Genomic DNA, 23695 nt, shown 5'->3' with positions numbered 1-23695 from the left:
GTGCCACTTCCTTTTTCTTATACTAAAAGGGAACACTTTCTATTGAAATGAAATAAAATCCTCCACTTTCTTTTATGGAGGATTTCATTTCATTTATTGCAAAGTTTTCTCTTTCTTTATGAACTAAGCTTATTGTTTTCTTTTTGAGTTGTAAAGGCTTCAGGATATCCGTAACTTCCATGCTCGCTCATATCTAATCCCATAATTTCTTCCTCTTCTGTTACGCGAAGTCCTCCCATTACTTTTTTAACAATAGCTAAAATAATGAAAGAAACGACAAAAGCATAAAGAGCAGAAACAGCTACACCTGTGAATTGAACGCCAAGTTGGTCAAATCCACCACCGTAGAACAAACCTGGTTTTCCAACTGTAGCAAGTTCGGGCGTTGCGAAAAATCCTGTTGATAATGTTCCCCAAACTCCTGCTACACCGTGAACAGATAAAGCAAAAATCGGATCATCAATACGTCTTCTTTCAAAGAAACGTGCACTATAAAATACGATAAGTCCACCAATGAAACCAATAACAACAGCTGCCCACGTGTCAACAAATGCACAAGAGGCCGTAATGGCAACAAGTCCTGCTAATGCTCCGTTTAAGATCGTTGGAACATCTGATTTTCCAAGCACAAGCCATGAGATAAGAAATGCAGCAACAGCTCCAGCTGCAGCAGCAAGGTTTGTATTAAGAGCAACAAATCCAAAAAAGCCATCTGCTACAGAAACTGTACTTCCCGCATTAAAACCGAACCATCCTACCCATAAAATGAGCACTCCTAGAGCTGTAAACACTTGGTTATGACCATAAATGTTGTTTGCTGAACCGTCTTTATTATATTTGCCAATACGGGGTTTTAAAAGAATCGTTGCTGCTAGCGCAGCCATAGCGCCTGTTAAATGAACAACCGTTGATCCAGCAAAGTCTTGCTTACCGTGCTCAGCTAACCAACCTCCGCCCCAAATCCAATGTGCAACAACCGGATAGATAAGTGCCGCAAATAAAATAGAGAAGATAAAATAAACCGACATTTTTGCTCGCTCTGCAAACCCACCTAGCGCGATAGTTAACGAGATGCCAGCAAAAGCTAATTGAAAGACAAAGAATACAGCCGTTGAAAGTCCTTGCCCTTCAATTTCATAACCGGAATAGAAAAAGTGAGATAAACCAACAAGAAAGTTTGCATTATCTCCAAAGATAAAAGCAAATCCAACTGCCCAAAAGACAAGGGAAGAAATGCCGAATGTAAAAATTGTTTTCCCAGCAATATGGCCGGCGTTTTTCATTCGCGTTGATCCTGCTTCAAGAAGAATGAATCCGCCTATCATAAAAATAACTAAAATTGCTCCAAGCATAACCCAAACGCTGTTCATCAAAAATTCCATATCCATATGATTGCCCCCTTTTTTCATCACAAATCTCTTTAGTTACATCAAGTGTTACTTTTCCTTACATTTAATGATTTAATTTTATTTTATAGCATTAGAAAGAAAAGTCAACACCATTTTTTAAATTTTCAGATTTATTATGTCAGAACTTCTTACACAATTTCAATTCATTTGAAAATGTATAAATTGTTTACATACAAAAAAGCAAGGATTGAACATTCAATCCTTGCTTACTTTAAGATGTGATAAATTAACTCTTCTTGGTTCTTTATATTCCAACCTTTATTTTCTGCATTATACTTAGCTTCCTCAATTGTTCCGATAAAGTCCATTCTTCCTTCTTTTAAAACTCCCATGCGGTGACAAATGGTTGTAATCTCACTCATATCATGTGTTGTATAAATAATTGTTGTTCCTTCAGCAGCTAGCTCTTTCACGTAACGATTAATTTCAAACTTAGATTGAATATCTATTCCAACCGTTGGCTCGTCCATAATTAAAATAGATGGTTCATGAATGAGGGCAATACCAATATTAAGCTTTCGCTTCATTCCGCCTGATAGATTTTCAACTCTATCATTCCACCTGTCACCAAGACCTACTTTCTCACATAGTTTATAAAGTTCTTCCTTCGATTTTTTACGTTTTGAGAGTTTACTCCAAAACATAAAGTTGTCTTTTACCGTAAACTCTTCCCATAGAGCTAAGTCTTGAGGAACATAGCCAATCTGTTCCCGTACTTTTTTCTTATGTTTTCGAAGATCGAGTCCTTGAACAGTGATCGCGCCTTTAGACGGCGGGACAATGGTTGCTAGCAACGATAACAACGTAGACTTTCCCGCTCCGTTTGGACCAAGAAGTCCAAAGATTTCCCCTTTGTGGATAGAAAGTGAAACCCCCTTTAACGCCATTCTTCCTTTATATTTTTTATACACGTCTTTTATAACAATTATCTTTTCTGTTTCTGTATTTTCCATACTGTTCCTCCCCATAAAATCACGCTTATTCCGATTATAAAAGCACTAAAACTATAATAATACTCATGAGCAAAAGATGCTTTTACAAAAAGCGATTGAGGCATCCAAGCTGATATATGTCCTAAGGAAGGTGAAAAATCACTGAGCGGAAAGAAACTTCCACCAAAAGCGCTTATCATCATTACAACTAAAAAAGATAGCAAATAATAGTTTCCACTAGAACGGATAAAGCTTGCCATAAACATACTTAACATACTAGAAAACAAACTAAATATGATCATACTTACTAATACTTTTATATTCATTGTAATATGGTGAAAGTATAACAAGACACCAAAAGATAATGCGGCGCTTCCAAACAAGAAGAGAAGCTGTGATCCTAATTTCCCGTAAATATAGGCCGTGAGTCCTTTATATGTTGTTCTCATTCTCGAAAACAAAAGCCGCTCTTTTAAAACCCATTCATTCATAATAAAACAAAGAAGCAATACTGAGAAGCTCCATAGTCCTAGATAAGAATTAAAATTCCCTTTAGTTTCTCTATTGCCGAACTTCTCTCCCTCTTGTTTATACTGGATTGTCATAAGTGGTTCTGGTTCCCACTGGTCGTCTGAATAACGATATGCATCTTTCCAAATTTCTTCCTTGTCTATATCTATTTTTCTCTTGTCATAAATGGCAATAACCCGGTTAGCAGCCTTTGCGTTGCTTGTCAGACGGGTCACTTCGCTTGCGACAAGTTCACGAACGATACGATAAGTAAGAGATGAAGGGGTAGAAACTAGCTTAATAACGCCCTCTCTTTCTTCAAGGTTTATTTTTTCTTCAAATCCCTCTTCAATGATAAAAACGCTATCTACTTTATTCTGTCCTAAACGACGAAAAGCTTCCTTTTGCGTTGCTGTTGAAACGTCTAAAAGATCTTGCTTTTTCATCCGATCCACAACAAGTTTTGACGAGGTACTGTTATCTTTATCAACAAAAACGATTGGAATTCCAATCTCGCTTCCCTGCTTTTCAATCAGCCCTCCAGCTCCTACTGCAAGTAGAACAGGGAAAAGAAAAAGCAGCCACGTTGTCCATTTTTTTAGCATTTGTTTAATATTTAATCCCATTAATCTCATATTACTTTTCCCCTCTTCCTAACTTGAATTTCATCAACGTTAGAGCGAGAAAAGCACATGAAAGGAAAAAAAGAGATAGAGAGGATTTTAGAAAATGGTTATACTCTTCTCCACTAAATAAGGCAAGAAACGATTTTAAAATCATAGAGTTCGGATAATACACTTCAAGCCATAAAAGTTCTTCTGGAAAATAGACAGGTGGGATAAGATGTCCTCCTAAAAGAGCGCTGACAATCATAAAAAAGAGTCCACATAGTTGATAAAACTGAATACGTTTTGTTAATGCTTCTATCAGGATAAATAAACTTATAAAGAAAAAGGCTGAAATTACGGTTAAACCTCCAAAAATCCAGCTATTTTCCACTGCTTTTAATCCGAGACTTTCAAAGATAGGCACTCCAATCAGAAGCGAACATAGACTAATTAGAAGAAGCAAAGCAAAACCTTTTCCGATACTAATGGAAAAGAGCGAGATATGACGTGAAACAAAACGATGATTTAATGCTTTTGTTTGCTTTGTTCGCAACAAAAATAGCCCTCCATAACTCCAAAACATAATAAGCAACACATAAAAAGAGACCGCATAGTACTGAATGACATTTTGACTGAACAATCCCTTTACAACATCATGAGAAAAAGCTTCATTCCTTTCTAAAACGTGAAAAGAAAACGAAAGCAGAGAAGATCTAAATTCTTTTTCAAGCTCACTTTCCGAAAAACCAGCATCTTCTGAAAATTTATATACAGTATTTATTCCACTTTGTGATGCTGAAACAAAGTCAGCCGCGCTCTTCATAAGATAGGCGACAAGCTCAGATTGAAGAGGTCTTCTGCTGTTTCCTATTACTTCAACAGGAATATTTTCTCCATTTTTTAATCCTTCACTAAATCCTTCGGGCACAATAATAATGGCCGCTATTGTATTTCTCTTTAAAAGTCTATTTGCTTCATTTATATCTGTTTCAATTGGCGTAATTAATTTATGTAATTCTTCATTTTCTGTAAACTGCTGAAGAATAAATTGCGTTTCAAACGTATTGTCTTCATCAACAATGCTAACCGAAAATGATTTAACTTGCTCTCCCTTGTGAAATAGCGCACTAAATGTAACGCCAAGAGTTGCCACAAGGGCTAGCGGAATGAGCAAAAGCAAAATTGTCATGCGCCAGTTTTTTAAAAGTATTTTAAAAGAAAGTGAAAAAAACGTGCCTGTCCGCTTCATCTCGTTCACCCGCCGCTAACTGGTGGTATAAAAGCAACAACGTCATTTTCAGATAACTTTTCCTCGTCGAAAGCGTACTCTTCGTTAACAGCTACCATTACATTATCCAATAGGAAATCATATTTCTTTTGAAGCATTTCTTTAAGTTCTCCAACCGTTTGACCGCTATATTGCACATGAAGCTCTGACTTTCCTACTTGTTCTTGCAAGCGTGCAAAAAGTAAAATTTTAATCATTCTGTTCTCCTTCCTTCTGAGGCTTTCCATCTGGATATGGAATTGTTTCAAGCTGATCTCCAATCCACTGTTCCCCATCTTCCCAAAACTCTTTTTTCCAGATTGGGACAATTTGTTTAATTCGTTCAATTGCATACTCGTTCGCCTCGTATGCATCACGTCGATGAGGAGTTGAAACAGCGATAACAACGGCAATATCTAAAATATCTAGCATTCCGATTCTGTGTGTAATCGCTACTTTTACATCTCCCCACTTTTCTTCTATTTCTTTGCCAATTTTCTCAAGCATTTTAACCGCCATTTTGTCATATGCATCATATTCTAGCTTCAGCGTACGCTTCCCTTTTGTAAATTCCCTTACTGTACCAATAAAAGTTGTAACGGCTCCTGCTTCACGTCTCATCACTTTCTTCATTACTTTGTTTGGCTCAATCGGTTCGCGCACAATTTCAAATAGTTGATTCATCATTTATCACTTCCTTAAAATAATTACCTAACCATTCAGTAAACTCATTACTATGAATAGAATATACAAGATAATGTCCCTTGGGAATTGGCCCCCACGTTAAAACAAGTAACACGTTAGATAGATTCTTAAGCATATGTACATCTTCTTCATTTTTCACTAAACAGATTTTAGGATATGCCTCTTCTTTATACCCTTCTACAATAATCATTTCAATAGAAAAAAGACGATAAAGTTCGATAAGCTCATCAAGCGTCCATTTTTCTTTTTTGATGGAAAGTGAAAAAAGACCGCCTCCTTCTACTCCCGAGACATCAGCACCAGCAAGGCGATGTCTTACACTATCCTTTCCTTCTACATTATAGGGTTCTCCTCCGTGACCATGATGTTTAATAGTGGCAACACGCACATGCTTCTTTTTTAAATAAGAAACGATTTTTTCTACTAGTGTTGTTTTGCCACTATTTTTATAGCCTACAACCTGCAAAATATGGGCCATAAAATCACTTCCTCTTATGTATAATCCTTCTTCTAGTTTACCATGAAAATGATCTAAATAACGTTGTATTCCCTTCCCTTTAAAAAGAACGACGCTTTTGGTAAGTATCTTGATCATTAATATTAAGAAAAGCAAAAGAAGGACTTTTAAGGTTGTTAGCAAAAAGTACAGAAATCGAGTCTAGAAGACTGCTCATTCTCAAGTTCCCTTCCTCAAGGTTCTCTATAATAAAAGGAAGCGTTCTTTTATGATAAAGAGCGATTAGTGGCTGCTTCTTTTCTTCTATCACAGGAACAATTGCATCAAAACGTTCGTCTCTGAGTTCTTTTAATTCAGCAAGCACATCCCCTGTTATATTTGGTGTATCACAAGGGAGAATAGCGTACCAGTTTGCTTTTATTTTTTTCATTCCCGTATACAAGCCTGCAAGAGGCCCTTTTCCACGATATTTTAAATCATCCAGATACACTTGGTCATACATCGTTTTTAATTTTTCTTCAAGGGATGGATGACTAATAATTACTGTGTTTTGTGTTTCTTCATTAAGGGCTTCAAATGACCATTGATAAAATTCTTTGTCTTTCCAATGAGCAAAAGCTTTTTGTCTTCCAAAACGTCTAGACTCTCCTCCTACTAGTAACACCCCTGCTATGTCCATAGAATTCCCCTTCCTTTTTTAGTTGATTATGTCACAGTTTTTTCAGTACCTCAATGTACTCATTTAAGGTTACTTCGTAAAAACGGGCAACTTGTCTAATTCATTAACCTATACGTTTTATGTTCTTCTGCATAAGCTAAAAGTACAGAAAGAAAGAGGGAAGTTAGATTTACTTTAGAAACAAAGGAGGGCAATAAAATGGGCTTTAATTCTGGCTTTGCATTAGTTGTCGTTTTGTTCATCTTGCTTATCATCATCGGTACTTCTTACACTTACTAAGAAGAAAAAGAGCCTCTGAGCGCTTGTAAGCTCAGAGGCTCTTTTTTTATTTTTTAGGACCAAAAAATTTATTTTTAGTCTTCTTAACCATTTTCCCAGTTGTATCTGCAGATTTCCCAATCATCTCGTTTGCCTTGCTTGATGTTCCTTTCAAAATGTTCGAAGATGTATCTGTTACCTTTCCAACCAATCCACCTTTTCCGGATACGCCTTTAACAATATTGTTTGCTGTATCAACTGTTTTATGAAAAAGCTCATTTACTTCATTTGACGTATTTTTCACAAACCCTCTTTTTTGCCCATCTCGTTGGTTCTCCTCACGTTGTGAAATAATAGTCTCCTCCTTTATATTCTGCTTATTTTCATACATATGAACAACATCGGTTGTCCTAGAATATTTCTTTCATTTTATAGATAAAAACGCATACACATTTCTCTTTACAACAAAACAAAATATTTAAAAAGATAAATGTCAGAATAGTTTTATTTTAATTAATTAAAGATAGCGCTTACATTATATACAGCAAGCGGTGCAACAAAGTTTCATTTTTCATAACAATAGGTTTAGAACCTTGAACATTGGGTAATATTTTGTTAGGTTTAGAAACCATAAGCGATTTATTCATATTTTTGTTTTTGTGTCAATATGACGTAAGAAGAAAAATGTGAAAAAAATTACAGAGTTGTGGAGATATTGAACTACCGTACTCTTCTCAATATCTCAAGAGAGGAGGAACCGAAAACTTTCCATTTTATTTCACGCGTAATGAGCACATCATTGCGAGAAAATAAGTAAAAAGATTTTATGTTCTTATAAACCACATTAGTCGTAAGTTTTGTAATGTTTTAAGGAGGAAGTTGATGTCTGGAAATTTTAAAAAGTCCATATCATTGTTTGATCTTATTCTTATTGGATTGGGAGCAATCTTCGGTTCAGCTTGGCTTTTTGCTGTAAGTAGTGTTGCTTCAAAAGCAGGTCCAGTAGGAAGTTTGGCTTGGTTAATCGGGGGGGCCATTATTCTTTTAATTGGTCTCGTTTATGCTGAGCTCGGGGCAGCATTACCTCGTACAGGTGGAATTCTTCGGTACCCAGTATATTCACACGGTCCGTTAGTTGGGTATCTCATTTCTTTTGTAACGATTATCGCCTATACAAGCTTAGTTTCGATTGAAGTAACGGCAGTTCGTCAATATTTAGCGTTCTGGTTCCCAGGGTTAACAAAAGCGAATTCAGAGTCACCAACTGTTATTGGATGGCTGTTGCAGTTTGCTTTACTCGCTCTATTTTTCTTACTGAACTACTGGAGTGTTAAAGCATTTACAAAAGCAAACGCTATTATTTCAGTTTTCAAATATTTAGTTCCTGTCACAATTATCGTTATTCTTGCTTTCCATTTTAAATCAGCTAACTTCTCAGTAGCTGGGTTTGCCCCATTTGGTGGACAAGGAGTTCAAACAGCAATTGCAACAGGTGGCGTAATGTTTGCTTATCTTGGATTACATCCAATCGTTTCAATCGCAAGTGAAGTTAAAAACCCACAGCGTAACATTCCGATTGCGTTAGTTGTTTGTATTATTCTTTCAGCCCTTATTTATACAGCAATGCAAGTTCTTTTCCTCGGAAGTATTCCAACAGATATGATCGGTAACGATTGGGCGCAAATTGCCGATAAATTTTCACTTCCGTTTAAAGATATTGCCATTGCATTAGGTTTAGGTTGGTTAGCTGTAATTGTTGTGTTAGACGCTGTTGTTTCTCCAGGAGCGAGTGGAAACATCTTTATGAATACAGCATCCCGTCTCGTTTATGCATGGTCACGTACTGGAACACTTTTCAAAACGTTCTCAAAAGTAGATAAAGGAACAGGAATTCCTCGTTCTTCTCTATGGCTTTCATTTGGACTATCTGTATTCTGGACATTACCATTCCCATCATGGGACGCGCTTGTTAACGTTTGTTCGGTTGCCCTTATTCTTTCATATGTAGTAGCTCCAATTTCATCTGCTGCGTTTAGAGTAAATGCAAAAGACCTAAAAAAACCGTTTAAGCTTAAAGGTATGAGTATTATTGCACCTCTTTCATTTATCTTTGCAAGCTTTATCGTATATTGGTCAGGATGGAAAACAAACTCTTGGTTATTAGGTTCTCAGCTTGTTATGTTTGTTCTATACCTTATCTTCTCTAAATATGTACCAACAAAAGAAGTAAGCTTAGCACAACAATTAAAATCTGCTTGGTGGTTAATTGCTTATTACATTATCATGCTTGTTATTTCTTACCTTGGTTCATTTGGTGGAGGAACAGAGACATTAAAAAATCCTGTAGACTTAATTCTTGTCACTGTAGTAGCACTAGCTATTTACTACTGGGCTAAATATAGTGGATTACCAAAAGCAATTATTGATAATGATGAGCCTATACCTGAAGAGAAAACGGAAGCTAACGCAGAACCTGCTAAATAAAGCTTGTTTCGCAAACTGAATAAAGTTAAAATAAAAGCTGCCTTCTGGCAGCTTTTATTTTTCACAAAGGAGCTATTAAAATGAATTATGAAGGCTTATTAAAAGCTTATTTATCTCTTTGGAACAACCGCCAGCTTTCTTCCTATAAAGAAGCTGAAGAAAAACTTAAAGAGCTTATAAAAGAAGATTTAAGTTCAGCATGGTCGCACCCTCGTATTCGTAAATCAAAAGAAGTTCAGCTTACAACTGCCCTTACTCGAATTGAACAGTCTTCTTTAGAAAATGAGACGAAACAAGCATTAAAAGCTTTGTATGAACAAATTTATGACGCGATAAAATAAACGTCAAGGAATGAATTCCTTGACGTTTATTTTTTATTTATATGAAAAAGCCTTTTCCGCTTTCTCAAATGCTTGTTTTAAATCTTCTTTTAAATCCTCAACATCTTCAAGGCCAACTGAAATACGAAGAAGATGCTCTGTAATGCCTCGTTCTTCTTTATCTTCTAGAGGCATGCTTGCATGAGTCATCGTAGCAGGATGCGTTAAAATGCTCTCTACTGCTCCAAGGCTTACCCCAACTGAAGAGAGAACAACATGATTAAGCGTCTCTTTTGCTACTTCTTTATCTTTTAATTTAAAGGAAATGATAGCCCCGTAGCCACTTGCTTGCTCACTTGCTAATTTGTGCTGTGGGTGAGATGGAAGTCCTGGATAATACACCTCATCTACTTGTGAGTTATCACTTAGCCACTGCGCAAGCTCTAAAGCTGACTTTTGTTGCTGATCTAGACGTACTTTTAGTGTCTTAATCCCTCTTAATAGAAGCCAGCTATCATTAGGACTTAAAATCGCTCCAAAAGCGTTTTGTACAAACCCAATTTTCCCAGCAAACTCTTCGCTATTTGTAATGGCAACTCCAGCTACAACATCACTGTGACCTCCAAGATATTTCGTTGCGCTATGAACGACAATATCTACGCCTTTATCAAGCGGTTTTTGTAAGTATGGCGTCATAAACGTGTTATCCATAATCGTAAATAAATCATATTCTTTTGCAAGGCGCACAATTTCTTTAATATCTGTTACGTGTAAGAACGGATTTGATGGAGTCTCAAATAAAATCGCTTTTGTTTTTTCTGTAATACGTTGTTCTACTTCTTTAATATCTGTTGTATTAGCAAACACAGCTTTAATATTAAAATTAGTGAAGAGCTGTGTAACCGCTCTGAATGTTCCCCCATATACATCATGTGAAACGATAATTTCGTCTCCACTTTTTAACAAACATAAAACAGAAGAAATAGCAGCCATACCTGATGAAAAAGCAAATCCATACGTTCCATTTTCTAAGGATGCAACAGTATGTTCTAGAGCTTCTCGTGTAGGGTTACCTGATCGAGAATAATCGTATCGGTTATTTTTTTGCTGATTAAACGTAGTTACTTGATAAATAGGCACATTGACAGAACCAAATGGCTCTTCAACGTGAGTTTTAGCGTGTATAAGCTTTGTGCTGAACTTCTGATCTTTTGTACTCATCAAATCTCTCCTTAAAGTCTTGAATTAAATCCTCTCCATGCTCAATACCAACTGATAAGCGAAGCAAGCAATTCGTTACTCCAATTTCATTTCGAACATCCTCTGGAATATCAGCATGTGTTTGGCGTGCAGGGAACGTAATTAATGTTTCAACGCCTCCTAGGCTCTCAGCAAACGTAACTACTTGAAGATGTTCTAATAAGAAAGGCACTAGGGCTTCTTCTTTTACAGAGAAGGAAAGCATTCCTCCAAAGCCTTTTGCTTGTTTCTTCATTACGTTATAGCCTGGATGACTTTCTAATCCTGGATAAAATACTTTATCAATCAAATCTTGTTCTTCAAGCCACTGAGCAATTTTCAAAGCATTTTCCTCGTGGCGATCCATTCTTAATGCCAATGTTTTTAAGCCACGAAGAAGGAGAAAACATTCCTGTGGTCCAAGAATGGCACCAATAGCATTTTGATAAAAGCGAATTTGTTCACCAAGCTCACGACATCGACTAACAACAAGTCCACCAATAACATCATTGTGTCCGCCTATATACTTACTTGCACTATGTACAACAAGATCTGCACCAAGTACAAGTGGCTGCTGTAGATATGGAGACATAAATGTGTTATCAACAATTGTTAAAAGATCATGTTCTTTTGCAATAGCAATTGCTTCATGCAAATCTGTAACGTGCATAAGTGGATTTGTTGGTGTTTCAATAAATAGAGCTCTTGTATTTTCTTTTAGATTTCTTTTTATCTCTTCTGAATTTTCAGTGTTAACATATGTAACCTCTACGTCATTTTTCTTGACAATATCTTCAAGAATACGATATGTTCCACCATATAAGTCTTTTGAGATAATAAGATGATCGCCTTTTTCAAGAAGAAGGAAAATGGCTGAGATAGCAGCCATACCTGATGAAAAAGCAACTCCTACTTCTCCTTTTTCAAGAACCGCAATTGCTTCTTCAAGCGATGTTCTAGTAGGATTGGCTGTTCTAGAATAATCGTAACCTGTGCTTTCTCCTAAACGAGGGTGTTCAAACGTAGATGCTTGATAAATTGGCGTTGTAAGTGAACCTGTTGCAGCATCTCTTTTCATTCCTGATCTTACTAACTCTGTTTCAATATGCATAATATTCTCCCTTTCTTCCTCAATATAAAAAAGCCACTCTTTACAAATGAAAGAGCGGCTAATCCGAAATCTCTCATCTGTAAGAACAATTTGTTCTACAGGAATTGGCACCGTTCAAGTATATTACTTGATGGTTGCCGGGCTTCATCGGGCCAGTCCCTCCGCCACTCTTGATAAGAGTAAATTTATAATTCATTGATTTTGTTAAGTAATTAATCTTACTTTAGTAAAAATATGAGTGTTTGTCAACGAAGTTTTCTAAAAAGGTTAAATATACACACTATTCAAAAGGATTTTCTACTATATCCTGTTTTAAGCATATATTAAAAAAACAGCAGAAACGAATGTCTCTGCTGTTTCTTTTACTCATATAAAAAAGCAGTGATGGAATATACAGTGCAGTCCCATCTTCTTAATCTTTCACTCACTAGTTCATTGTATTCTGCTACGCTTTTTGTTGCCTCATATAAAGGAAAGTCCATTGCCTTATTCCTCCTCTATCTTATTTTTATCATTATAGACAAACGTAGGAACATCTAATCTTGTGAGTTTGTTCCTTTCTATCTCTTTTTACGCTTTTGAAGCTCTTTTTTTACAATTGGAACACCTTTTTTAATAGCTCTTTGGACTTTAGGATTCTTCAGTAATCTGATAATTTTGCTCAATCTTCCCATGATTATTTCAGCTCCTTATTATTTCGATACTGACTAAGACGTTTGCAGTATTTATATAAATAAGCAATTGCTTCTAAAAACCATTTTGGAAACTTTTTTGGGAAATAAGATTTTTGATAAAAATAGCGATAAGCTCTTGCTAAATCGCGCCACTGATAGCATGTTTTCTTCTGAGTATAGCGTACAACATCAATAATACGAACTTCTTTATCCTGCGTTAGAATAAGATTGTGTAAATGAATATCTGAAGGGTTTAATCCTTTCGAGCGTGCAAAGGCAAGTCCTTTTTCAACCTCTTCAATTGCTTTTGTAGGAATTCTCACACCTGTTGTTAAACACTGATAAAACGTTTTGCCTTTAATATATTCCATTACAATATAGTTTGGTCCAACTTCATATATTTCAGGAAAAGTGAGAGAATGTGATAATTTTTCATACACTTCTCCCTCTTTTTGCGCTAAGTGATCAAACGAAGGAAAAAATAGTTTAATCACTTTATTTTCATTTTTCACTTTAAAAGCCCACGCACTTCTCCCTGTTCCTATTACTTTTAATTCTCTTGGCAGGTGAATAAGAGAATATGAAGAGCCTTTTTTTTGGAACTTAACTTCCTCTACGAGTTCTGAAGCTTTCCTCACATTTTTTCCCCCTTCACTCTTTTTTCAAACATACTACAAATTTCACACTTTCCATAATAATATGCTTTTAAAAAAAAGAGCTCTTACCTTTGGTAAAAGCTCTTTTGAGATGACTTTTTTAAGCTGAGAACTTGCGTAGCTTTGTATCTAAAATAAAATTACCAAATGGAATAACAGATGCTAACAAAGCACTTACAATCCATTTATATGACCAACGTACTTTCATCGTGACATAACCAACCATTAAAATATATAAAACAAACAATCCCCCATGAATAGAACCAACAACTGTTACAACTTCAGGGATATTTGCTATATACTTAAGCGGCATTGCAATTCCTAAAAGAGCTAAGAGAGAAAGCCCTTCAATGAGTCCTACAAACCTCATTCCACCGAGTGGAGAGTTCATCATATTATCGTCTCCTTTGTATTGTTTTTATTTATGTATGTCCAAATTCATTTTTTATGTGCTTACGTTTTTAGTATACCAAAGTTACAAATCTTTTATCACCTTGTTCCTGTGACAGTTTCATGACATTAAGAAGCCGGGAATACCCGGCTTTTTCCTATACTTTAAAAATCGACGTAACACCTTTAAAAACCGTTGATAGCTGGTTAACAGCGTTCATCATTTGACCTGCTGTATTCATCATTTTATCCATATTATACGTACCATCGCTGTTCTTAAACTGTGCTAAAATTTGCGGTGGCTGACTTTTTGTTTGCATCCACTGCTTAGGATAGTAGTGGGGCTGACCTTGTTCATACATATTCTGCTGTGGCATATATCCACCGGTTGTTATATGTTGATTGTACATGTTAGGAGTATAAGGGACATCTACAAACTGAGTGTTGTTTACATATGGATGACTTTGATACAAATAGGGATTTCCGTAATTTTGAATAGGTGCATATCTGTACTGATGAACTCTTCTCATCCGTTCTTCCCCCTCTCTTTTCATTTTTATACTATGTAAACAGCCTAGGCAGACGTGAATACGAAATTTATCGTTTTTTGTCATTTTTTGTCGGAATTCTAAATTTTTCGAACAAAAGGAACTTGCCGATTATTGTGTTAAACTATAAAAAAGGGGTAAGGGGGAGTTTAAAATGACAGTTGAAACACTTCGTAACCGTTTTGTTGACGTAAAACAATGTGAACCAGAAAATCACGATCAGCTACTCGATTTTGCTAGGCGCAAGTATTTAAAAGGGGAATTGAGTCTTAGCGAGTACAAGAAAGTGATGTATGCACTTGAACAAGATGGAGCAACTAATTTAACTTTTCCTTAATACTAAGAGAGCGCTTAATAAAGTAAGCGCTCTCTTTTTTTATATTTCCTACAAAAAGGAGCTTTTATTAAGCTCCTTTTTCTCTTTCTGCTAAAATAGATTCTAAAAAATACTTATTTGATATATACATTTTGCTAAATTGTTTAGCTCTTGTATCTTTATGGAACGATTGCAAAATAACATTGTGTAAATTCTCAGTTGCTGCATCAACTTGAGTAAAATGAACATATTTGGGTTTCGTCTCTAGAATCCATTTCCTTACAGCTTTTTCCCATTCATCAAGCAATGAAAAAAACGTTTCAGCATATGGCTTTACTTCCTCATAAAAATCTGCTGATTGTTCTTTCGCTTTTACAACCTTTAATCTATTAGAAGCTTCTTCATTATAAGATAGAAGCTTTTCAGTAAGCTTATAAACGTTGGACATCAAATCACCTCTAAGAGGTTATTGTAACATGGAAATAAAAAGTTGTAACATTAAATTGATTCTGCGATAGCGATGCGATATTCAGACTTTTTTACATATTTTAGTTCATCAACTGCTTTTTCGATTTCTAAAAGAGAGGCTTTGATTGAAGACAGCATTTCTTCTGACGCAGTGGGCTGTTCTTTCGCTTTTTCGCTTACTCGTCTTCCTAGCTCTTTTTCAGTTTCGTCTAAACCTACAATCGCCTGATCCAAAAGACCTAAAAGCTCACTTTTACGAACCCATTTTTTATTCATTTGTCTTCCTCCTCTACGCTATGTTCTTCTATTTATTCTTTCTTTTTTCTTTCCTCCCTTTCTCGCTGACAAAACTAGTTTTGATTCGCTAAATAAATCTTCTTTTTAACGGTTATTCGACATTTTCTAAAATGTATGATTTTCAGATAATCGACCATACTAACGATTGGAGGTGGATATCAATGAAAGAACGTTTCGAAAACAACACAAATGACAGCACTGAACAAACACTTCAAAAACAACATAACGCTGCTCAAAATCTTGCAGATCAACAAATGGATGCAGGAAACTCAACAGAGATGAGCAAAAAACAAGATGGACCAAATCGTCCTTCTACTTAATATCATAAAAAAAGGACATCAACATTATGTTGGTGTCCTTTTTTATTTTCCTTTTATGAGCTCTTTAATTCTTCCTTCTACTAACATATAGAAGTGAAGCATCCTTTGTTTCTTTTTATACCATCTTGTAATGTTCACAATTTCAACAAGAGGCATATCTACTAGCCATCTTTCAAGCTTTTCTTTGCTTTCAACCCATTTATCTCTCTGCGTCTCATGATGAGCAACAGGTCTAAATGCAGAACGAAGATATGGGGTGGCTATTTTTCCTCTTTCTCTAAAGTATTGTTCATAATCATAACGAGATCCTGTATGAGGAGTTGAAGAAGCAAAATCATCAAATAAAGTAAAAAGCTCTCTGTGAAAAAGAAGTTCTGAAAGCTTTATCCCTAGTTCAATACGCTCTTCAACTTTTAAAAAGTTATATACAGAAAGACCATAAAGCTCTCCTTGCATTGTTGGAAATAGAACGGAGCTAAAATGCAACATTTCTTGAAGTTTGAAAAAAGGACGAGAAAACACTCTTTTCTGATAAACAGGATGAGAAATAACAGGTTGTTGGATAATATGCTGTTCATTCACAATGAGCGCATGGACGAGCCTTTTTTTCTTTCCTTCCTCCCAAAAACGAGTCCACTCTTCTTCCATAAAAGAATGAACATCGAACTTAGAAAGCAATGAAAAAAGCGACTTCTTCTTCTTTTTTGATAATTCATAAAGTAAAAGCTGTGGGTATGCATCTTTGAAAATGAGCCAATTGGCACGCTCATATGTTAAAAAAAGACGTTTTCTTAGGTTTTTCTTCAAAGCAAAAGAAAAATACGCTCCTTCTAAATCACACATATTCCATCCTGCATTGCGGGATACCATACTTGCAAGGAAAGCCCATTCTATTTCTTCATGACGTTTAAAATATGTATAGTATGCCTCTGTTCTTGAGATGTTGTCTATGTTTGCTTTTTCCGTTTCTTTTATAATATAATCAACAATCTCCTGCTCGTTCATTCCTGTTCCCTCCTTTCTAACAAACGACCTTTTTCATATTTTTGTAACTATGGACTTATGATTTTTGTTATGATATATAATATATTTTTTTGTGGGGCGTTAAATTTAAAGGGGGGAAATCATTCATGATTCGATATCCAAACGGTCGCGCGTATCAGAAAGCAGAGATAAACCATACTAAGCAAAAAGGAAATCATATTTACAGCAATCGTGGGATGACGCTTGAAGATGATTTAAATGAAACGAACAGCTATTATTTAGACCATAGCATTGCTGTTGTTCACAAAAAGCCAACGCCCATTCAAATTGTAAACGTAAACTATCCGAAAAGAAGTGCTGCAGTTATTAAAGAAGCTTACTTTAAACAAGCTTCAACAACGGACTATAACGGCGTTTACAAAGGAAAATATTTAGATTTTGAAGCCAAAGAAACAAAAAACAAAACGTCTTTCCCACTTCAAAACTTTCATGATCATCAAATTGAACATATGAGCAATGTTGTGAAACAAAATGGCATTTGTTTCGTTATTTTAATGTTCTCTTCTGTGGAAGAAATATACTTGTATGAAGCATATCATCTTCTAAAATGGTGGGACGACATGAAAAAAGGCGGGAGAAAGTCCATTCCGAAAAAAAGTATTGCACAAGATGGACATCTAATTGAACTTGGATTTCAGCCTAGAATTCCCTATTTAAAGGTTGTTGACGAGCTTTATTTTAAAATTTAGCTTCTTAATATTCCCCTTTTATGTTAAGTTAATTGTTGACTTTCTTTTATCAATAGGTATGATTATAGTGGTTGATTCTCTTTTCAATTCGTTGAAAGGTAGGAATGAAAATGTCTGATCAATATAGTTCTCGCGAACAGCGAAGAAAACAAAAGGAAAATTCAAAGCGAGGAAGAGGAAAACAAAAAGGCGATAAAGGAAAAAAGAGCCTTTTTAAACGCGTACTAGCTATCATTCTTCTACTTGGCGTTATTTGCTTCGTAATTGGGGTAGGAACGTTTGCTTATATCGCAAGCACCGCTCCAGAGCTTGACGATGCAAAGTTAACTGACCCTGTTTCCTCAGTTATTCTAGACAAGAACGGCAAGGAAATAACGGAACTCGGCGGTGAAAAGCGAGAGCTTGTTACATATGACGAGATTCCAGATAAGGTTAAGAATGCTTTTATTGCAACAGAAGATGTACGCTTTTATAAACATAGCGGAATTGACTTTTACCGAATCGGTGGAGCGGCTGTTGCGAACGTAACGAGTGGATTTGGAGCTGAAGGAGCAAGTACAATTACCCAACAGGTTATTAAAATGTCTGTTCTTACTCCTGAAAAAACTGTCACTCGAAAAGTACAGGAAATGTGGCTAGCTCTTCAACTTGAACGTAAATATTCAAAAGAAGAAATCTTAGCTATGTACTTAAATAAAATTGACTATGCGCGCTCTCAAGTGTTCGGAGTCAAGAAAGCCGCTGAGTTCTTCTTTGGAAAAGACTTAGACGAGCTTACGCTTGAGGAAGCTGCCCTTCTTGCTGGTCTTCCACAAGCTCCAGGAGCGTATGATCCTTATACACATCCTGATCGTGCTGAAAAGCGTCGAAACACAGTATTAAACTTAATGGCGAAACACGGCTTTGCTTCAAAAGAAGAAGTAGAAAAAGCTAAACAAGTGCCTGTTACAAAAAGTTTAATTCCGATTGACGAACAGGAAGAGACAGATGGGGAATATACGACATTTATTGATGAAGTCGTAAAAGAAGTAAAACAAAAAACAGATGTAGACGTCTATTCTGCTGGTCTTAAAATTCATACAACGCTTGACACAGATGCGCAAGATTACGTTGATGAACTTTTATCAACAGACAACATGGTCAACTGGCCTGATGACAAGTTTCAAGCAGGATTTACTGTTGTAGATACTAAAACGGGAGCGATACGTGCCGTTGGTGCGGGACGTAATCGGGTTGCGCGTGGCTTAAGTTTTGCAACAGGAGTCAATCGCCAACCAGGATCAACCATTAAACCAATTTTAGATTATGGACCTGCTGTTGAAAATTTAAAATGGTCCACATACCATCAGCTAAAAGATGAACCGTATGAGTATTCAGATGGTACGCATATCGGAAACTATGGTGGCAATTATCATGGTACTGTGTCAATTCGAAAAGCGCTTGAACAATCGTACAATATTCCAGCACTCAAAACATTCCAAGCTGTTGGAGCAGATAAAGCTCGTGAGTTTGGAACAAATCTTGGTTTAAATCTACCAGATCCTATTACTGAAGCTTACTCAATCGGTGGATTTAGCGGCGGTGTAACTCCAACACAAATGGCTGGAGCATACAGCGCGTTCGGTAATAATGGTGTGTATAATACACCACATACTGTAACAAAAGTTGAATTCCCTGACGGAAACGTTATGAATTTATCTCCTGAATCTGACTCTGTTATGCACGATTATACGGCATATATGGTGACAGATATGTTAAAAGACGTTGTGAAAAAAGGGACGGGTAAAGCTGTTTCTGTTCCAAATGCAACGGTGGCAGGAAAAACGGGTACAACAAACTTTAGTAAAGACGACCGTGAAAAGTATAATATTCCATCAAGTGCCTCCCCTGACGCATGGTTTGTCGGCTATAGTCCGAACTATACGATTGCCGTGTGGACAGGATATGAGAACATTGAAAAAGGAAAGTACTACATGGATACAAGCCAAGAGCTTGGCATGGCGAAGCAAATCTTCAGTAAAGTAATGACTCACGTTTCTGAAGATGTAAAAGATGAAGACTTTAAGAAACCAAGCTCAGTATCTGAAGTAACGGTTGAAAAAGGCTCAGCAAACCCAGGTCGTCTGGCGAGTAAATATACGCCTGACAGTGCAAAGGTTACAGAGCTTTTCGTAAAAGGTACAGAGCCTTCTAAAGTATCAAAAACATATGAGAAAAAAGCAGAAGAAAAGAAAAAAGAAGAAAAAGAAGAGGAAAAAGAAGACAGTGACGTTAAGAAACCATCAGGTCTTAGCGCTTCATACAACAAAGCTTCCAATCAAATTGTGTTAAATTGGAATTATAGTGGAGATACAGACGGTGTTTCCTTTAGAGTCTCTTCAACCGTAGATGGTCAAGCGGGTTCATCTACAACAACAAACGGCACTTCAGCTACGTTTGAAGCTTCCTCTCCTAACGGTAACTATACTTTCACCGTTGTAGCGGTCAATAGTTCAGGGGATGAGAGTGACGGTGCTTCAACATCCCTTCGTATAGGAACTGGAGACGGTTCAACAGGAACTGACGAAGAAACGGATAATAATAATCAGGATGATCAGCAAGGTACACGTCCTGAAGATGAACAACCGTCCGAAGATGATAGCGGAAGCGATGACGAGAGCAACAATAATAATGATGATACAACCGATGAACAAAATAACGAGCAGCCAACGCCAACTCAGCCAACGACTCCACCTAGTGGAAACGAGGGAAATGGTGAAGGAACTGAGGGCGAAAACGGTGGTGGCAATACTGAAACACCAACTCAGCCTGAAACTGAAACGCCAACAACTCCAACTCAGCCTGAAACTGGAACTGGAACTGGAACTGAAACACCAACAACTCCAACTCAGCCTGAAACTGCTCAATAAAAATAGCCGATCCTTTTAAAAGGATCGGCTATTTTCTTTTTATAATGGCATTTACTTTTGCTTGTTTATTAGCTTCTGTAAAGAGCTCATCAAGCTGCATATAAGATACATACTGATTCGGCTTTTGCATAATAAAGAAAAGACGTTCTGTAACATTGAACGGTTTGATTTCTAAAGAAGCTACATGCTCTGAGAAATTTTGAAAACCAGGAACTGGTGAATGATTCATCCAAAAAAGAAAGGTAATAAATTGACCAATTGAACTTTTCATAAGTTCTTTAACATCTTCTTTTTTTCGCTGTCGAAACAGCTCTCTTATCTCTTCCTTTTCATTTTGAAACACTTTAAAAGGAGTCTCGCTCCCCTTTTCCCACGGGCGTTCTTCTCTTTCGTTCAAAAGAGCCATTATATCATAATAAAACAAATCACTTTTGGAGGAAACAACGTCCTCCTCTTGATAAAAAAGCGGATGAATAAAGCTTTGTGGCACTTTTATGCTTTTCATGCTTTTTTACTCTTCATTCTTTTCTTTCCTTCGCGACAAAGCTCAAGAAGTGGACAAATCTCGCATTTTGGGGCTTGTGCTTTACAATGATAGCGCCCGAAAAAAATTAAGCGATGATGTGTAACAGACCATTCATCTTCAGGTACTTTTCTCATTAGTGTTTTTTCCACTTCTAAAACAGAGTCTTTCCACCGACAGATAGCAAGTCTCTTTGAAACTCTTTCAACATGTGTATCAACAGCTAGAGCTGGTACACCAAAAGCCACTGATAAAACAACATTAGCTGTTTTACGCCCTACTCCTGGAAGCTTTTCAAGCTCTTCTCTCGTTTTTGGAATTTCTCCATTATGTTCCTTTATTAATAATTCACAAAGTTTGCGGATGTTTTTAGCCTTATTTCGATAAAGACCAATAGAACGAATATCTTGCTGTAATTCTTCTTCTGTTACGTTCACATAATCCTGTGGTTCATGGTATTTCTCAAACAAGTGGGTTGTTACTTTATTAACTAGGGAATCTGTACATTGTGCAGAAAGCACTACAGCAATCGTTAAATCAAATGGATTACGATGATTGAGCTCACAGTGAGCATCAGGAAACATCTCAGCCATTTGATCCAAACAGTAGCGAATTTCTTTTAGAGTTAACATTCTTTTTGTTCTCCTTTATTGTTCCTTATCCAAAAAAAGAAAACGAGAGAGCCCTCCCGTTTTCTTCTACTGCTCTAACCAATTAAAAAAGGGAATCGTCGTTTTGCGCGTTCCTTCATTAGAACTTACTCCTTGCTTTGACTGCTGATGTTGTCTAAACTTTCGACTTTGGTTTCTAGCTTGTTCAATTGTTTTTACACCGTTCTTTTTCCATTCAAAAAGAATGCGGTCAATATAACGAAAGTTTAGTTTCCCGCTCATAACAGCTTCACGAAGCGCAGCCTTAATAATAACTGGCTCATGGTCGTCTTGGTCAATCCACATCGATAATGTTTCACATTCAAAAGGTGATAGCGGACGACCAAACTCTTTTTCAAACATTGTGTAAAGGTCTGTCTCCGACTGTTCTCTTTCTTGTTCTTCTTCTTCGTGAACCGTTTCAAACATAAGGGAAGCAAGCTTTTGCCATAGAGGTCGTAAAGAGTACTTTTCACAGATCATCATAGAAACGTCTTGCTGCTCAATTGCCAAGAAGCCTCTCTTCATTAAACTTCGTAAAACTTCTGAGCAAGCTGTTCCGTCAATACTCATGCGGTTGGAAATTTCAATTGGGGTTGGAAAGGGATTGCCGCTTCCAATAGATTCATGAATGTGTAGCAGCGTTAAAAATTCAATTTCATTAAGTCCAATGTCCGCATAGTGCTTGAGCAAAACTTTTGGAATAGAAACGTTTCCCCCTTCTAACCACTCTACTACCCTCTCTCTATCCATTGCGAACACCTCTTTTTATTAGTATATCATGTTGTAAAGAGTAAATAGAACTTCAATTATTACCTAAGCTAGAAAAGCTAGAGAAAGGTGTTTAAAAAGCTTAATTGCTTTTTAAACACCTTTTTCTCTTTGTTATTAAGGATATAAACGATTTAATAAACGTGGGAATGGAATGCTCTCACGAACGTGTTCTGTACCGCTCAACCAAGCTACAGTACGTTCAAGACCTAATCCAAATCCAGAGTGAGGTACAGAACCATATTTACGAAGCTCTAAGTACCATTTGTATGCTTCTGGCTCAAGACCGTGTTCTTCTACACGCTGATCTAATAAGTCAACATCATGAATACGCTCTGAACCACCGATAATTTCGCCATAACCTTCTGGAGCAATCAAATCTGCACAAAGAACAACTTCCTCACGCTCTGGATCTGGCTGCATGTAGAATGGTTTTAGTGATGTTGGATAGTGTGTAATGAAAACAGGCTGATCATAGCTGTTAGCAATAGCTGTTTCATGCGGCGATCCAAAATCATCTCCCCATTCAATATCATCAAATCCTTGCTCTTTTAAGAATGTAATGGCATCATCATACGTAATGCGTGGGAATGGAGCTTTAATGTTTTCAAGTTTTGATACATCTCTATCAAGCGTTTTAAGTTCAAGCTTGCAGTTTGCTAGCACTGCTTGCGCAATATGTTCAACATATTGCTCTTGAACCTTTAAGCTGTCCTCAAATTGATAAAATGCCATTTCAGGCTCAATCATCCAAAACTCGATTAGATGACGGCGTGTTTTAGACTTCTCTGCACGGAATGTTGGTCCAAACGAGAATACTTTACCAAACGCCATTGCAGCAGCTTCCATGTAAAGCTGACCACTTTGAGAAAGGTATGCATCTTCTTCGAAATATTTTGTATGGAAAAGCTCTGATGTTCCTTCAGGGGCACTTCCTGTTAAGATTGGTGGATCAATTTTTGTGAAATCATTTTTGTTAAAAAATTCATATGTGGCACGGATAATTTCATTACGAATTTTTAGCACCGCATGTTGCTTACGAGAACGAATCCAAAGATGACGATGATCCATTAGAAACTCTGTTCCATGCTCTTTTGGTGTAATTGGATAGTCTACTGCTTCATGAATTACTTCTAAACCTGTAACAGAAAGCTCATATCCAAATGGAGAACGCTCATCTTTCTTTACAATTCCTGTTACGTAAAGAGAAGATTCCTGTGTTGTTGACTTTGCTACTTTAAAAACATCTTCTCCAACTTCTGCTTTAACAACAACGCCTTGCATAAAGCCTGTCCCATCACGAAGTTGTAAGAAAGCAATTTTTCCGCTTGAACGTTTATTTGCAAGCCACGCTCCAATTGTGACTTCTTGATCAATATAGTTACTTACTTGTGAGATTGTTACCTTCACCATTTTAGCCTCCAAGTCATTCAATATGTATCCTTTTTTAAACACGTTTAA

Annotated in this window: 28 protein-coding genes and 1 riboswitch; of the genes, 7 read left to right on the top strand and 21 right to left on the bottom strand. The window is 36.6% G+C overall.

Annotated features, from left to right (window positions below):
* Window positions 1-116 precede the first annotated feature (116 nt).
* From ACK3CR_RS12490 to ACK3CR_RS12455, 8 genes are all read right to left on the bottom strand, one after another.
* Entirely contained in the window at window positions 117-1388 is a 1272-nt protein-coding gene (locus ACK3CR_RS12490; RefSeq protein ID WP_124050337.1) for an ammonium transporter, read from the bottom strand.
* A gap of 227 nt (window positions 1389-1615) precedes the next feature.
* Window positions 1616-2362 (bottom strand): ABC transporter ATP-binding protein, encoded by a 747-nt coding sequence (locus ACK3CR_RS12485; RefSeq protein WP_243513645.1) that lies wholly within the window; start codon window positions 2360-2362, stop codon window positions 1616-1618.
* Window positions 2335-3486 carry an ABC transporter permease gene (locus tag ACK3CR_RS12480; RefSeq protein WP_328123415.1) on the bottom strand — a complete coding sequence of 384 codons (1152 nt, stop codon included), beginning with the start codon at window positions 3484-3486 and terminating at the stop codon, window positions 2335-2337. The genes ACK3CR_RS12485 and ACK3CR_RS12480 overlap by 28 nt, the downstream gene beginning before the upstream one ends.
* 1 nt (window position 3487) lies before the next feature.
* Window positions 3488-4708, bottom strand: coding sequence for an ABC transporter permease (locus tag ACK3CR_RS12475; RefSeq protein WP_430239435.1), 1221 nt, complete (start codon window positions 4706-4708; stop codon window positions 3488-3490).
* A gap of 5 nt (window positions 4709-4713) precedes the next feature.
* Complete coding sequence (gene moaD, locus ACK3CR_RS12470) at window positions 4714-4944, bottom strand: molybdopterin converting factor subunit 1 (protein ID WP_243513653.1); 231 nt, start codon at window positions 4942-4944, stop codon at window positions 4714-4716.
* Window positions 4937-5413, bottom strand: coding sequence for a molybdenum cofactor biosynthesis protein MoaE (locus ACK3CR_RS12465; RefSeq protein WP_243513656.1), 477 nt, complete (start codon window positions 5411-5413; stop codon window positions 4937-4939). Before ACK3CR_RS12465 ends, moaD begins: the two co-directional genes overlap by 8 nt.
* Window positions 5394-5909 (bottom strand): molybdopterin-guanine dinucleotide biosynthesis protein B, encoded by a 516-nt coding sequence (gene mobB, locus ACK3CR_RS12460; protein ID WP_243513658.1) that lies wholly within the window; start codon window positions 5907-5909, stop codon window positions 5394-5396. Before mobB ends, ACK3CR_RS12465 begins: the two co-directional genes overlap by 20 nt.
* Window positions 5910-5988: 79 nt before the next feature.
* The gene (locus ACK3CR_RS12455; protein ID WP_243513659.1) at window positions 5989-6567 is read right to left on the bottom strand and encodes a molybdenum cofactor guanylyltransferase; all 579 of its coding nucleotides are present in this window, start codon (window positions 6565-6567) and stop codon (window positions 5989-5991) included.
* Between the two features lie 198 nt (window positions 6568-6765).
* Between ACK3CR_RS12455 and ACK3CR_RS12450 the strand changes: the two genes are divergently transcribed.
* Entirely contained in the window at window positions 6766-6846 is an 81-nt protein-coding gene (locus ACK3CR_RS12450) for a YjcZ family sporulation protein (RefSeq protein ID WP_074842781.1), read from the top strand.
* Window positions 6847-6892: 46 nt separating this feature from the next.
* Here the strand turns inward: ACK3CR_RS12450 and ACK3CR_RS12445 are convergent, their stop codons facing one another.
* The gene (locus ACK3CR_RS12445) at window positions 6893-7129 is read right to left on the bottom strand and encodes a hypothetical protein (RefSeq protein ID WP_019393062.1); all 237 of its coding nucleotides are present in this window, start codon (window positions 7127-7129) and stop codon (window positions 6893-6895) included.
* Between the two features lie 578 nt (window positions 7130-7707).
* On the opposite strand from ACK3CR_RS12445, the gene ACK3CR_RS12440 reads away from it, so the two are divergent.
* On the top strand, window positions 7708-9309 hold the full coding sequence (locus tag ACK3CR_RS12440; RefSeq protein ID WP_243513661.1) for an APC family permease: 1602 nt from the start codon (window positions 7708-7710) through the stop codon (window positions 9307-9309).
* Between the two features lie 80 nt (window positions 9310-9389).
* Window positions 9390-9650 (top strand): hypothetical protein, encoded by a 261-nt coding sequence (locus ACK3CR_RS12435; RefSeq protein ID WP_243513663.1) that lies wholly within the window; start codon window positions 9390-9392, stop codon window positions 9648-9650.
* A 33-nt stretch (window positions 9651-9683) separates the two neighbouring features.
* Here the strand turns inward: ACK3CR_RS12435 and ACK3CR_RS12430 are convergent, their stop codons facing one another.
* The 5 genes from ACK3CR_RS12430 to ACK3CR_RS12410 form a co-directional block, all read right to left on the bottom strand.
* The gene (locus ACK3CR_RS12430) at window positions 9684-10850 is read right to left on the bottom strand and encodes a trans-sulfuration enzyme family protein (RefSeq protein WP_243513665.1); all 1167 of its coding nucleotides are present in this window, start codon (window positions 10848-10850) and stop codon (window positions 9684-9686) included.
* Window positions 10804-11979 (bottom strand): trans-sulfuration enzyme family protein, encoded by a 1176-nt coding sequence (locus ACK3CR_RS12425; protein WP_488975502.1) that lies wholly within the window; start codon window positions 11977-11979, stop codon window positions 10804-10806. The genes ACK3CR_RS12430 and ACK3CR_RS12425 overlap by 47 nt, the downstream gene beginning before the upstream one ends.
* Before the next feature lie 70 nt (window positions 11980-12049).
* Window positions 12050-12159: riboswitch (SAM riboswitch) on the bottom strand.
* A 496-nt stretch (window positions 12160-12655) separates the two neighbouring features.
* A complete protein-coding gene (locus tag ACK3CR_RS12420; protein ID WP_268582595.1) occupies window positions 12656-13291 on the bottom strand; it encodes an RIO1 family regulatory kinase/ATPase domain-containing protein in 636 nt (211 codons plus the stop codon).
* A 118-nt stretch (window positions 13292-13409) separates the two neighbouring features.
* Window positions 13410-13703 (bottom strand): DUF3817 domain-containing protein, encoded by a 294-nt coding sequence (locus tag ACK3CR_RS12415; protein WP_243513668.1) that lies wholly within the window; start codon window positions 13701-13703, stop codon window positions 13410-13412.
* Between the two features lie 154 nt (window positions 13704-13857).
* Window positions 13858-14229 (bottom strand): YppG family protein, encoded by a 372-nt coding sequence (locus tag ACK3CR_RS12410; protein ID WP_019393053.1) that lies wholly within the window; start codon window positions 14227-14229, stop codon window positions 13858-13860.
* Window positions 14230-14401: 172 nt separating this feature from the next.
* On the opposite strand from ACK3CR_RS12410, the gene yppF reads away from it, so the two are divergent.
* The gene (gene yppF, locus ACK3CR_RS12405) at window positions 14402-14584 is read left to right on the top strand and encodes a YppF family protein (RefSeq protein ID WP_061803588.1); all 183 of its coding nucleotides are present in this window, start codon (window positions 14402-14404) and stop codon (window positions 14582-14584) included.
* Between the two features lie 67 nt (window positions 14585-14651).
* Here yppF and ACK3CR_RS12400 read toward each other — a convergent pair whose 3' ends face one another.
* Together ACK3CR_RS12400 and ACK3CR_RS12395 are read right to left on the bottom strand one after the other, a co-directional pair.
* Window positions 14652-15011 carry a DUF1798 family protein gene (locus ACK3CR_RS12400; RefSeq protein ID WP_243513671.1) on the bottom strand — a complete coding sequence of 120 codons (360 nt, stop codon included), beginning with the start codon at window positions 15009-15011 and terminating at the stop codon, window positions 14652-14654.
* Window positions 15012-15061: 50 nt separating this feature from the next.
* Complete coding sequence (locus ACK3CR_RS12395) at window positions 15062-15307, bottom strand: hypothetical protein (RefSeq protein ID WP_243513673.1); 246 nt, start codon at window positions 15305-15307, stop codon at window positions 15062-15064.
* A 182-nt stretch (window positions 15308-15489) separates the two neighbouring features.
* On the opposite strand from ACK3CR_RS12395, the gene ACK3CR_RS12390 reads away from it, so the two are divergent.
* A complete protein-coding gene (locus ACK3CR_RS12390; RefSeq protein ID WP_161939292.1) occupies window positions 15490-15648 on the top strand; it encodes a hypothetical protein in 159 nt (52 codons plus the stop codon).
* A 42-nt stretch (window positions 15649-15690) separates the two neighbouring features.
* Here the strand turns inward: ACK3CR_RS12390 and ACK3CR_RS12385 are convergent, their stop codons facing one another.
* Complete coding sequence (locus tag ACK3CR_RS12385; RefSeq protein WP_488975501.1) at window positions 15691-16653, bottom strand: DUF2515 family protein; 963 nt, start codon at window positions 16651-16653, stop codon at window positions 15691-15693.
* Window positions 16654-16778: 125 nt separating this feature from the next.
* Between ACK3CR_RS12385 and recU the strand changes: the two genes are divergently transcribed.
* Window positions 16779-17381: a Holliday junction resolvase RecU gene (gene recU, locus ACK3CR_RS12380; protein ID WP_243513679.1), complete on the top strand. Its 603-nt coding sequence runs from the start codon at window positions 16779-16781 to the stop codon at window positions 17379-17381.
* 110 nt (window positions 17382-17491) lie between these two features.
* Entirely contained in the window at window positions 17492-20290 is a 2799-nt protein-coding gene (locus ACK3CR_RS12375; protein WP_488975500.1) for a transglycosylase domain-containing protein, read from the top strand.
* Window positions 20291-20318: 28 nt separating this feature from the next.
* Here ACK3CR_RS12375 and ACK3CR_RS12370 read toward each other — a convergent pair whose 3' ends face one another.
* From ACK3CR_RS12370 to asnS, 4 genes are all read right to left on the bottom strand, one after another.
* Complete coding sequence (locus ACK3CR_RS12370; protein WP_243513685.1) at window positions 20319-20795, bottom strand: YpoC family protein; 477 nt, start codon at window positions 20793-20795, stop codon at window positions 20319-20321.
* Window positions 20792-21445 (bottom strand): endonuclease III, encoded by a 654-nt coding sequence (gene nth, locus ACK3CR_RS12365; protein ID WP_488975499.1) that lies wholly within the window; start codon window positions 21443-21445, stop codon window positions 20792-20794. The genes ACK3CR_RS12370 and nth overlap by 4 nt, the downstream gene beginning before the upstream one ends.
* A gap of 66 nt (window positions 21446-21511) precedes the next feature.
* A complete protein-coding gene (locus tag ACK3CR_RS12360; protein WP_488975498.1) occupies window positions 21512-22216 on the bottom strand; it encodes a DnaD domain-containing protein in 705 nt (234 codons plus the stop codon).
* Window positions 22217-22351: 135 nt separating this feature from the next.
* Window positions 22352-23644: an asparagine--tRNA ligase gene (asnS, locus tag ACK3CR_RS12355; RefSeq protein ID WP_243513697.1), complete on the bottom strand. Its 1293-nt coding sequence runs from the start codon at window positions 23642-23644 to the stop codon at window positions 22352-22354.
* Window positions 23645-23695: the final 51 nt, after the last annotated feature.

Source organism: Priestia sp. TRM10, assembly GCF_057808375.1.
Note: the sequence above shows the minus strand (reverse complement) of the source record. Positions and strands in the feature narration are given on the sequence as shown.